This window comes from Bacillus sp. LBA3-1-1.1 (genome assembly GCF_040676495.1).
GTDB classification, from domain to species: domain Bacteria; phylum Bacillota; class Bacilli; order Bacillales; family Bacillaceae_G; genus Bacillus_A; species Bacillus_A nitratireducens.
In genome coordinates this window covers 122,271-134,682 of record NZ_JBEGIB010000004.1, presented here as the reverse complement: position 1 = coordinate 134,682, position 12,412 = coordinate 122,271, and the positions used below count along the sequence as shown (strand labels likewise).

11 protein-coding genes are annotated in these 12,412 nt (G+C 34.9%); all 11 read right to left on the bottom strand.

Features of this window, described 5'->3' with window-relative positions; genetic code table 11:
- Positions 1-4 precede the first annotated feature (4 nt).
- Positions 5-793: an ABC transporter permease gene (locus tag MRBLBA3_RS05305; RefSeq protein WP_097811494.1), complete on the bottom strand. Its 789-nt coding sequence runs from the start codon at positions 791-793 to the stop codon at positions 5-7.
- Positions 790-1,488: an ABC transporter ATP-binding protein gene (locus MRBLBA3_RS05300; protein ID WP_044741046.1), complete on the bottom strand. Its 699-nt coding sequence runs from the start codon at positions 1,486-1,488 to the stop codon at positions 790-792. The genes MRBLBA3_RS05305 and MRBLBA3_RS05300 overlap by 4 nt, the downstream gene beginning before the upstream one ends.
- On the bottom strand, positions 1,485-1,865 hold the full coding sequence (locus MRBLBA3_RS05295) for a GntR family transcriptional regulator (protein ID WP_000687511.1): 381 nt from the start codon (positions 1,863-1,865) through the stop codon (positions 1,485-1,487). Before MRBLBA3_RS05295 ends, MRBLBA3_RS05300 begins: the two co-directional genes overlap by 4 nt.
- Positions 1,866-2,058: 193 nt before the next feature.
- On the bottom strand, positions 2,059-3,432 hold the full coding sequence (locus tag MRBLBA3_RS05290; protein WP_000449698.1) for a putrescine aminotransferase: 1,374 nt from the start codon (positions 3,430-3,432) through the stop codon (positions 2,059-2,061).
- On the bottom strand, positions 3,433-4,926 hold the full coding sequence (locus tag MRBLBA3_RS05285) for an aldehyde dehydrogenase family protein (protein ID WP_000886172.1): 1,494 nt from the start codon (positions 4,924-4,926) through the stop codon (positions 3,433-3,435).
- Between the two features lie 391 nt (positions 4,927-5,317).
- The gene (locus MRBLBA3_RS05280) at positions 5,318-7,447 is read right to left on the bottom strand and encodes a sigma 54-interacting transcriptional regulator (RefSeq protein ID WP_000491355.1); all 2,130 of its coding nucleotides are present in this window, start codon (positions 7,445-7,447) and stop codon (positions 5,318-5,320) included.
- Positions 7,448-7,591: 144 nt separating this feature from the next.
- Positions 7,592-7,840: a hypothetical protein gene (locus MRBLBA3_RS05275; RefSeq protein WP_000291043.1), complete on the bottom strand. Its 249-nt coding sequence runs from the start codon at positions 7,838-7,840 to the stop codon at positions 7,592-7,594.
- 27 nt (positions 7,841-7,867) lie between these two features.
- Complete coding sequence (locus MRBLBA3_RS05270) at positions 7,868-8,158, bottom strand: SAV0927 family protein (protein WP_000762559.1); 291 nt, start codon at positions 8,156-8,158, stop codon at positions 7,868-7,870.
- An 18-nt stretch (positions 8,159-8,176) separates the two neighbouring features.
- Entirely contained in the window at positions 8,177-9,457 is a 1,281-nt protein-coding gene (locus MRBLBA3_RS05265) for a Glu/Leu/Phe/Val family dehydrogenase (protein ID WP_363380060.1), read from the bottom strand.
- Positions 9,458-9,638: 181 nt separating this feature from the next.
- A complete protein-coding gene (locus MRBLBA3_RS05260) occupies positions 9,639-10,988 on the bottom strand; it encodes an APC family permease (protein ID WP_363380057.1) in 1,350 nt (449 codons plus the stop codon).
- A 427-nt stretch (positions 10,989-11,415) separates the two neighbouring features.
- Complete coding sequence (gene nrdF, locus MRBLBA3_RS05255; protein WP_001203023.1) at positions 11,416-12,384, bottom strand: class 1b ribonucleoside-diphosphate reductase subunit beta; 969 nt, start codon at positions 12,382-12,384, stop codon at positions 11,416-11,418.
- Positions 12,385-12,412: the final 28 nt, after the last annotated feature.

Here is a 12,412-nt window from a genome sequence, read left to right as displayed (position 1 = left end):
TCCTTTAGACTTCTAACTTTTTGTCGATTATGCGACCTGTTATATAAACAAGTAAAACAAATATACCGATTGAAAAAGCAATACTATATAAATTCATAAGTTTTTCTTGATAGAGCAACACATTTGCTTCTGATGATTCATCTATATATACTAACTTTGTTATTAAAGGCGCAGTAGGTGCAAGACCGCCCAACATTCCATATATAGTACCTAATAATTTTGTTACTAGTAAAAATAAGAAAAATACAATTGGATATTTTAACTTCTTCTTTTTCAAAGAAAACATTTTAACGCTAGCTACTACAAAAAGCAATACAAGTAATATACTAGATAAATTAAATACATATACAATAGTACTAAATAAGTGCCCTAATGGATTTAATCCACTTTGGGTAAATAACACTTCATAGAGCTCTGTACCCTTTATTATTTTCATAGAAATACTATATAAAAAAATAGAACCTATTACTTCAAAAATAAGTAAACTAATTGTAGTATATAACAATATTGCTAAAACAATCTTTTTACCTGATGTCGGCGTTAATCGAAATAATGTACTTTCAGTCATTTTTCCAAATGCAGACATCGCCTGAATAAATAGCAATGCTATAAAAATTATATATACTAAGATAACTAAGGAAACTATAATTATTTGCCTTATCTCTCCTGATTCTTGCTTAATATAATTTCCCAAACTTACGAAAGCTACAGCTACAACGAATATAAATGATAACAATGAAATAATAATTTGCTTTTTATTTACATTGTACATATATATTAAGCTCGACTTCATCTACTAAACACCTCCTTAAACACCTCCGTGACAGCTTTCCCTCTCTGAAAACGTAACTCTTCTACATTTTCATACAATACAATTTCCCCATCTTTTAAAAAGATTACTTCATCAAAAATATTTTCAACTTCATTTATTAAGTGAGTCGAGATTAGTATCGTACAATCTTCTCTATAAAATTGTAGAATGAGATCTAATACGTGTTCTCTAGAAACAAGATCAATCCCGCCAAGTGGTTCATCTAGTACATATAACTTCGCTTTTCGAGAAAACGTTAAAATAATTTGAAGCTTTTCTACCATCCCTTTTGATAATGCTATAATTTTTTCTTCTAACGGTATTTTAAATTCCGCAATTGTATCTACTGCTCTTTGAATATCGAAGTCTTTATAAAAATCTCGATAGAAAAATAGGGCATCTTTTACAGTCATCCAATCATCAAAGACTGGCTTATCAGACATAAATGAAACGATTTCTTTCGTCTCTAACCCTACTTTTTTACCGTTAATTACTATGCTGCCTTCAGAAGGGTGCTGCAATCCTGCAATCATTTTTAATAACGTCGTTTTCCCGCTTCCGTTATCTCCAACAAGCCCAACGATTTTTCCTTCTGTAATCTCTATATTTAACTCACGGATCACTGCTTTTAATCCGTACCGCTTCCATACGTTTTCTATTTTTAATAACTCTGTCATTCGCTCTCCTCCCTTTTCTCATGTAATGAAGAACGAAGGATTGTAAGAATTTCTTCTTCTGAAAAACCTAAATTGTCCATTCCATCTATAAAAGAATGAAGTAATTCTCTCGCCATATCTTTTCGCAGCTCCATAATTTTCTCCCCTTCATTCGTTACATATCGTCCCATTCCTCTACGTGTTACAACAACTCCATCCCGCTCTAACTCTTGAAATGTACGTTGAATCGTATTTGGATTTACTTGTAATTCACTCGCTAATTCACGTACAGAGGGAATTTTATCGCCAGGCAATAAATGACCCGTTACAATTTCTTTCTTTATGTATTCCATTACTTGAATGTAAATTGGTGTATTTGGAGAAAACTCGATTTTCATTTCTCCCCTCCTGTCTTAGTGTGTTAGTTAAATAGTACACTAAGACAAATTACATGTAAATACTTAAAACAAAAAATGTAATAAAAAGGCAGTGTAACTTTTCGTTACACTGCCTTCCTGTAATACAATATAAGTAAATCTATTCTAATTATAGTTTCAATCGTTTGAATTCACATATAATCTTATGCGAAATTTATTTTACTTTCACTTGAGTTAGCACAGATTTAAACGTATTAATAACTGTATCTACTTCTTCATAGCTAATTGTAAGGGATGGTTCAATACGAATTGTTTTTGAGTTAATTAATGTTCCCGCAACAAGAATACCTTGATCAAACATCGCCTTTGACACTTCATAACCAATCTCGTCTTTATGGAATTCAATCCCAATCATTAAACCTTGACCACGAATTTCAAAGATTTTATCTTCGTGCCCTTCTGCTGCTTGTTTCAATCCATTTAAGAAATACTCCCCAACTTCCATCGCTCGTTCCGGTAATTTCTCTTCCAATAATACATGGATTGTTGCAATTGCAGCAGCACATGCAAGAGGATTCCCGCCAAACGTTGTTGTATGCATAAATGGATTTTCAAACCAACTTTGGAATACTTTTTCTTTCGCAACAATAGCCCCCGCTGGCATTACACCTCCACCAAACGCTTTCGCAAGACAAATAATATCCGGCACAACATCATATAAATCTGCTGCAAACATTTTTCCTGTACGGCCCATTCCAGTTTGCACTTCATCAAAAATAAGGAGCGAATCAAACTCATCACAAAGCTCTCGCACTTGTTTCAAATAATTTTCTGGAGGTAAAATAATGCCGCCCTCCCCTTGAATTGGCTCTAAAATAACTGCTGCAACATCTTCTCCCACTAATGCACATGTCTCAAATGTTTTTCTCATCATATCAATATCGCCAAATGGAACATGACGGAAACCCGGAATTAATGGTAAAAATGGCTTACGGAACATTCCTTTTGCCGTCCCAGATAAAGCACCGAGGCTCTTACCATGGAAAGCACGAGTTGTAGAAATAAAAGTTGTTCGTTCACTATACATTTTTGCTAGTTTTAATGCTGCCTCTACGCTTTCTGTTCCACTATTTGTGAAGAAGGCATATTTCAAATCACCAGGTGTAATATCCGCTAAAATCTTTGCAAGAATTGCTCGAAGTGGATCTAGTAAATCCTGACTGTGCAATGCTTGACGCTTTAATTGATCTGTTACAGCTTTTACTACTTTCGGATTACGGTGACCAACATTGTAAATTCCGAATCCACCTAAACAGTCAATGTATTTTTTACCATTAATATCCATGAAGCAAGATCCTTCATCAGACCATTCTACTGCTGCAAATTGTCCATCTTTTGTTACTGTTTTTCTATAAGCAAGAAAACCAGGATTCACATGCTCTCTAAATCCGTCTACTGTTTCTTTTTGAATCCAATTTGCCTCTTCTTCAGATACTTTTTCTTTTTCAATTAACTGTAGTACTTTCGTAATATACTCATTTACATTTGATTCTTTCTCATTCAATTTATTTTTCACGTTCGTTTCCATCTAATTCACCTCTACATTTTTTTTATTTGCAAACCAACCAATAGGTTCTACTTCTAGATTTATATTAATCTGCTTAATTTCTTGAAATTCTTCTAGACCAAACGTTCCTAGACTACGACCTATACCACTTTGCTTATATCCGCCCCAAGGCGCCTCATTGTATGTTGGATGATAGCTATTAATCCACGTAATGCCTGCGCGAAGCTTGCGAATTACGCGCATTGCTTTTGCACCATCAACCGTAAATACCCCTCCAGCTAAGCCATAATCCGTACCGTTTGCTAACTCAATTGCTTCCTGTTCAGTTTTAAACTTTTGAATTACTACAACAGGACCGAAGATTTCTTCCTGGACAATGCGCATATCAGGTTTTACATTGACAAAGACTGTTGGTTCAATAAAGAAACCATCACCTTTTCCATCCTCCATTATTCGTCTACCTCCGCAAGCAACGTTTGCACCTTCGTCTTTCCCGATTTCAATGTAACGCAATACTTTTTCCATATGTTCTTGACTTACAAGTGGCCCCATTTCTGATTCAGGATGATCACCAGGTCCAACGTTAATTTGCTGCGCTCTCTCTACAAAACTATTAACAAATCTATCATAAACTCTTTCCTCTACAAGGATTCTCGATCCTGCTGAACACACTTGTCCGCTACCTGCATAAATACCGAATAGAGCATAATCAATAGCAGTCTCAAAATCTGCATCTGCAAAAATAATATTTGGAGATTTCCCTCCGAGTTCTAACGAAATCTTTTTCATATTATCTGCTGCTGTTCTCATAATGTGCTTACCTGTTTTTGTTCCACCTGTAAAGGAAATCATATCCACTTTATGACTCGCTGCAATTTCATTCCCTACTATTGGACCGGCCCCCATTACCATATTGGCAACACCTTTTGGTAGTCCTACTTTTTCAAGGATTTCGAATAGCTTTGTTGCAGTTATTGGTGTCACTTCAGAAGGTTTAAACACAATTGTATTGCCAGCTGCTAAAGCAGGTGCAATTTTCCATACACTCATCAATAGCGGATAATTCCATGGAACAATTAATCCACAAACACCAACTGGCTCTCTTACAACCATCGCTTGCATCGGATCGGCTACATGATATGTTTGGCCATCTGGCTTTGTAATCAATCCGGCATAATAGCGAAAACAAGCTGCTGCATCTCCAATATCTCCTTCTGCCTCACGGTATGTTTTTCCATTATCCATTGTTTCAAGGTATACTAATTCTTCCATATTTTTATCAATTTCATCTGCTATTTTAAATAAATATGATGCTCTTTCAGCAGTGGATGTTTCTGACCAAATTCCGCTATCGAAAGCCGCTCTTGCCACTTCTATTGCGTATTTTGCGTCCTCAATCGTTCCTTCAGGTGCATATGCTATACCCTTGCCATTCGCAGGGTTAATAATCGTTCTTTTTTCTTGATTACTAGAGTCTCTCCATTCACCGTTTACATACATTTTTAAATCTAGCACTATATTGAATCCTCCTTTATCGATCGTTTATATATTTATAAGCAATTTCCATGCCAATATTTAAAATTCAAAAGAATCATACATAAAGTGAAACTTTAATCAGCCCTCACCAATCGGGCGTTTACGGACAGCAGGGCTTCCAGCCTAACTTCTTTGCTCCACCTGAATTTTGAGGGGGGAGTTTTACTGCCCACAAATAGCGGGATAAACTGACTATTTTCTTAAAAACAACAAACATTTTATGCATTTCCGCATACACTATTCCATTTTGCATAAAGTGAAACTTTAATCATTTCCGCTACCGCCTTCACCACTCGGGACTTGAATCCCAGAGCATATGTACATGCTGAGCGCACACAAAAAGGAGAAGTCTATGTGACCTTCTCCTTTTTTAGGAATATGAGATGATATCAGCCGCTATCTCTTTTTCACTAACAATCTTTTGATATTTACGACTCACTGAAGATTGGCTGATTCCAAGAGCTTTTGCAGCCTTAGTCGTTGTTTTATACTGCTTCATTGCAAGCAAAATCAATTGTTCTTCTACAGAATGTAGCGCTTCTTGTAATGGTAATACTCTTGTAATAACTGGTTTTGATTTATTAAAGTCATAACCGGGTGTTAAAAACTTACTAACAAACTCCGCTTCAATTACTAGATCATCTGCTGATACAACTAAACGTTCAATCATATTCTGTAATTCACGGACATTTCCTGGCCATGAATAGAACTCTAGTAAATTAAGTGCATCTGGAGTTAAATGATAATTTTTATTATATTTTTCATTTAACTGTTGTAAGAAATGAAAGGCAAGTACTGGAACATCTTCCATTCGCTCTCGTAAAGAAGGAACTCGCAGCGGAATTACATTGAGGCGATAAAATAAATCTTCACGGAATGTTCCAGATTCGACCATTTTTTCAAGGCTCTTATTTGTAGCAGCAATAATTTGTACATTTATTTTCATAGGTGTTGTACTTCCAATAGGAATTACTTCTTGTTCCTGCAGGACTCTAAGCAATTTTACTTGCAAATGTAAAGGCATTTCTCCAATTTCATCTAAAAATAAAATACCTTGATCAGCTCGCTTAAAATATCCTTCTTTTCCATTTTTATCGGCTCCTGTAAAAGCGCCTTTCGTATAACCAAATAATTCACTTTCTAACAAAGTTTCTGGAATTGCACCACAATTTAATTTTAAAAATGGCTTTGAAGATCTGTTTCCAAGTTGATGAATTGCCTGGGCAATTACTTCTTTTCCGACACCAGATTCTCCAGAAATAAGAACATTGGAAGAAAAATTCGCTATTTTTTTAGCTTGGTTAATTATTTGTTCCATTTTTGGACTACAGTAAATAAGCTTCTTAAGAAAACGATCTTTATTTTTAAAGTCATCTAACTCTTTCTTATATTGCTCTGATATCTTCTTTATTTCATGTAATTCCGTCTTCAATCTCGTTGCTTCAGTAATATCCCTTGAGGCAATAATAATACGATGAAGCTCTCCATTTTCATTAAATACAGGATTTCCAACTGCTAATATTTTTCTTCCGCTTTTTGTTTCTTGTACAACTGATACCTTTTTTTGTTTTTCCAACACTAATCGCGTAACCGATGGACTAAATAATCCTTTCTTTTCTAGGTCTAAAAGATTTTTTCCTAACAAGTCCTTCAAATTACTCCCCCAAAAATCATTGATAACAGTTTCACTATAACGAATTAATTCCCCTTTATGATTAACAACTAATATTTCATCATAAATGCTAGACAAAATTGCATGTAAATCTTTATTTAAATCCTTTATATATTCAATTTCCATCGCCATGTCCTCGACCATCGGCAAATCTTGCACAATAATAACCATTCCTTCAATACTTTGATCAAAGTTTGGAATCGGACTATAGTCAACTAATACACCCATCTCATTTGTGATTTGTAATTGATTCAAGATCGTTTTTCCCTTTGTAAATACGTTATTAATGTGTTCTCCATTAAAAATCAGTTCTGCTGGTACATTCATAACTTTTTCAGGAGTCGATTTAATCATCTTCAAACCAGACTCATTACAATTTACAATTTTCTTTTCTCGATCTACTACAAAAATCCCCATTGGAATAGACGTTAAAATAATTTTCAATATATCAACACTCTGATTTTCTTGTTTAAATAGTTCTGCAAAAACATCCTCTCTTCTTATATATCCTGTTAGCTCATCCATTTCATTTTTCACTATGGCAATCGGCGCCCCAATAATTTGAAAAAGAGCTGTTAAAGAAATATCTTTACTAAGATGACATATTGTATCTAGTGAAACAGCATTTGAAAGTAATAGCTTCGAAGTTAATCCTTTACTATTTGATAGCAGATCCTTCACATGAACGTATGCAAATAATTTCTCTCCTCTTTTTAAAAATAGAAAAGATTCTTTTATATTTTTAACATCTATATTCCATTCCTTTTCAGATTGATCGATAGGTAGAGAAACTATGGGTCTAATTTTTGTATGAGCGATGGAAAACATTCTGCTATTCCTCCTTTGAACTATTTAATTTGTATTGTATCATTAAATACAGATTTTTTTAATTAATCTGAAAATAAAACATTTCTTTCTTTATTTAATAAAAAAAGGAAGATGAGTGCCTTCATCTTCCTCATAGTTCTATCATTAATCACTACCACTAACGAAAAGATCTTCTTGAATATAAGCTAATACCATACCTGGAATTACTTTATCTCCCGCTTCTACTTCTAAAGATTGAACTTCTCCACTACATCCCATCTTAATTACTTCCAGTTTACCATTCATATCTTTAATAGAGAATAATGGCTCCCATTCATAAATTCGAGAATCTTTATCGATAGACACTTTTTCAATTATTCCATAACACGGACTCGTAATAATATCATAATACATAATCAATCATCCCCTTCTTTTCTTCTATTAATATTGTTCTTCTAACCTTTGTGACTGAAGAATCATATAGAAAAAGCTTTGAAACTCTTCTATGTCCTCTACCTCAATCCCTAGCCTTGTTGCCCAATATTGTTCCTCTCCAATATCTTCTTGGCTTAATAAAACCATTCTCCCATTTTGAATTGAGGTAACCATTGCTTTTCCAAGAAACTGTTGCGAATACGTAACAGCTATATCGTAACGATGACTATTCGACACAATACAGTAATAACCGATTTGTTGTCTCTCCACTTCTTCTAATAAAATATCCAGTTTCATTTTAGCCCTCCCTTTAGGTTAAAAATGCAACCAACCTCTTAGGCGCGATGCTTCTACAATCTTGCGAACCCCTTCCATATAAGCAGCAATTTTCATATTTACTCCAAAGCGTTTAGAAGTATCAAGTACGTTAGAAAAACTAGATGTAATTTTCTCCTTTAAACATTGATCAACATATTGCTCCGTCCAGTAATATCCTTGGTTATTTTGACACCATTCAAAATATGAAACTATCACGCCACCAGAGTTTGCTAAAATATCTGGAACAACCAAAATCCCCTTTTCTTCTAACATAGTTATCGCCTCTTTTGTTGTTGGTCCATTTGCAGCCTCAATGATAATCTTACATCCAAGCTTTCCTGCATTATGTTTTGTAATGACTCCTCCAATTGCCGCCGGAATGAGTACATCACATTCTTTTTCTAACAACTCCTGATTAGAAATTGTTTTATTAAAGAGATTCGATACTACACCGAAAGAATCTCTGTTTTCTAGTAAATAAGGAACATCTAGACCGGCTGGATTATAAATTCCTCCTATAGCATCTGATACCCCGACTACTTTCACACCAATATCATATAAATATTTCGCCAAATAACCTCCAACATTCCCGAACCCTTGAATAATAACTCGCATATTTTGTAGCGGAATTTGTTTTAACTCACTTACTAACTGAAGTGTATACAATACACCTTTAGAAGTTGCTGTTTCTCGCCCTTGTGATCCTCCTAGCATTAATGGCTTCCCGGTTATAAATCCTGGAGAGTCAAACTCCCTGATATGGTCATATTCATCTAGCATCCAAGCCATAATTTGCGCATTTGTATACATATCAGGTGCTGGAATATCTTTCGTCGGTCCCACAATTTGACTTACTGCTCTTACATACCCACGACTCAGTAACTCTAGTTCTCTAAAACTCAACTCCTGTGGATTACAAATAATCCCGCCCTTTGCGCCTCCATATGGCAGTCCTGTCACTCCACATTTCAAGCTCATCCAGCCAGCAAGTGCTTTTACTTCTTCTGCCGTAACATCTGGATGAAATCTAATACCACCTTTTGTTGGCCCTGCTGCGTCGTTATGCTGAGCGCGATACCCTTGAAATACCTTTGTTGTTCCATCATCCATGCGAACAGGAATGCTTACTTCTAAAAACCGCATCGGTTTTTTCAAAAATTCGAATACTTCGTCTGGATAACTTAAAAAATGAAGCGCCTCTTTTAATATAGCTTGAAATTCCTCTAAAGGATTTTCAACTTCAACTGTATTTGTATGTTTTTCTGATTGAATCGGCACGATAACACCCCTCTTTATATTTTTACTAATTGTACAAAGCAATAATCGTGCCAAGTGAAAATACTATGTTAATCCTATCTTGTTATCCTCCTACTTATGAATCTTTGAATGACTTATGCAATACTGCATGATTATCAAATATAAAAAAAGACATCGGAACTTATCCGATGCCTTTTTCTTTTTATATTTCCTGTGCTTCTTCAAAATGCATTTGCGGAGGAGCTGAACGGAACATATTTGTAACATATAGAAGGTACCCAATTCCAATAGCAGCCCAGCAAATCCCTAGAATAAGTGAATGAATATTGAGGTTAAACCATAGTACTGCCACAGTACCAGCACCTAAAATAGGCATCACTAAGAAATTTAAACAGTCTTTTATCGTTTTATATCTTTTTTTCTTAATTACATAGTAGGAAATTACAGATAAATTAACAAATGTAAATGCAATAAGCGCTCCAAAATTAATAAGTGATGCTGCCGTTTCTAAATCAATGAATATAGCGGAGAGTGAAATAATCCCTACAATAATAATGTTATATACTGGAGTTCGCCATCGAGGATGAATGTATCCGAATATTTTCTTCGGAATTACATTATCTCGCCCCATTACGTATAATAATCGAGATACACTTGTATGAGAAGCTAAACCGGACGCAAGTGTCCCCATAAGGGTTCCTACTAAAAAGAAAGCTTGAAATAATTTCCCACCAACATATAGTGCAATTTCTGGAGATGCTGATTCTTGATTTTTAAATACAGATGTATCTGGAAACATAGATTGTGTAAAATACGTAGTAGTAATGAATAAAACTCCACCAATTAAAGCAGTAAGAAAAATAGCTCGAGGAATTGTCTTCTTCGCGTTTGGTGTCTCTTCAGAAAATGTAGTTACTGCATCAAAACCTAAAAATGAAAAACAAAGAATTGTCGCACCTGCAACTAACGGTGATATTTGTATATCCGATTGAAAAAACGGCTGAATGGAAAAAACTTCTCCTATTCCCTCTCCCGCTAATAAGCCTTTTATAACTAGAAAAACAAACACGGCCATTACTAGCACTTGAAATATTACTAAAAAAGTATTGAAGTTAGCAGTAACATTCACGCTAATAATATTTATAAGTGTAATCAGTAGAATAAAACCGATGACCCATATCCAACTAGGAACACTTGGAAAAAATGCTGACAAATAAATTCTCGTTAATAGTGCGTTCACCATCGGTAGAAACAAATAATCCAATAACGCGGACCATCCAACAAGAAATCCAAGCCTTGCACTAATTGTCTTCTGTGTATACGTATAAGCTGATCCTGCGGTAGGAAAAACCTTTACCATTTTGCCGTAGCTTGCAGCGGTAAACAACATCCCTGCTAATGCAATCAAATAAGCTCCTGGAACATGCCCACCCGTTTTTTCCGAAACAATTCCAAATGTATCAAATCCAACCATCGGTGTCATGTACCCGACCCCTAGCATAACAATTGACCACAGCCCTAATGAACGTTTTAAACCAACTACTTTTCCCACCTATCATTCCCCCTACTTTTCCTATCTAATTTCTATTTAAAAATCGACAGCAGAAAGGAAACGCTTTCAAACGACTGTATATACCACACAATCTATTACAATTTCCTTTTGTTTTTAAATATCCATGCAATTTTCGAGCCAATATTTCTGTAGTCAAAAAAAGCACTCCGAAAAAGAACATATAGGTGGAATTAGGCCTCACTTCTTATCATTTTTTATTCATTTTGACATAAGTTATTCAATCTCTCATACTGCTAAATATAAAAAAACAGAACTTTAATCCGTTTTTTATTTTCACTTCCTCATAAATTATACTTTTACGAGATAAAAGTATAATTTATGCGGAAGTGAAATAATAACATTATGTAAACCATTCATATAAAAAAAGCTGTCTTTTCTATAAAGACAGCTTTTTTTTAACACTATATTAAAAATTGAATACGAAGTCATCGTCAGCTAACTTTTCAACGTTCGTTGCTTTTACGTAACCATTTCCTTTTACAGAGAAGAAATCATGGTTTTTCGTATCTGTACGTAAACCGTTTAAAACGATTGGGTTAATTTCTTCTTCTTCAAACTTCGGCTCAAGCCCTAAGTTCATAAGTCCTTTATTCGCATTGTAACGAACGAAACGATTTACATCTTCTACAAGACCAATAGAAGTGTAAATTTCTTCTGTGTATGCCATTTCAATTTCATATAGTTCCATTAATAATTCTTGCGTTTCTTTTTGCACTTCTTGTTGATCTTCTGCAGAAAGTTCTGCGAAGAGTTGCTGTGCTAAAATACCGACGAATACGCCGTGAATTGACTCATCACGAATGATTAGGTTAATAATCTCACCACTTGCAGTCAATTTACCTTGACCAGCTAAGTAAAGTGGATAGAAGAATCCACTATAGAATAAGTAACTTTCTAAGAATACACTTGCTACCATTGCCATGTATAACTCTTTTTTCGTTACTTCAGGCTTTAATAGACGACGGTAGTAACGAGTAATAATACCAGCCTTTTTCTCAAGTAACGGATGGTTATCTACCCATTCAAAAATATCATCAATTTCTTCTTCAGTAGCTAGCGTTGTGAAAATATGACTGTAACTCTTCGCATGTACTTCTTCCATAGCACCCATGAAAGCTAATACACTTTTCGCTTGTAAATTTTCAAGATGAACAAGTACAAGCGGCATCCCTTCGCCGCCTTGTTTCGTATCTAAAAGTGTTAAACCACCTAATACGCGCTTATAAGCAACCTGCTCTTCTCTTGATAATTGTGCCCAAGTATTTTTGTCAGAAGATACCGCGATTTCTTCTTCTGTCCAAAACTGAGCGATGTTTTGCTTCCAAAACATTAAACTAAAATCGTCTTCCTTTTTGTTCCAGTTTACCGCACGCATTCAATCGCCCCTTCTCTAAATAAACATG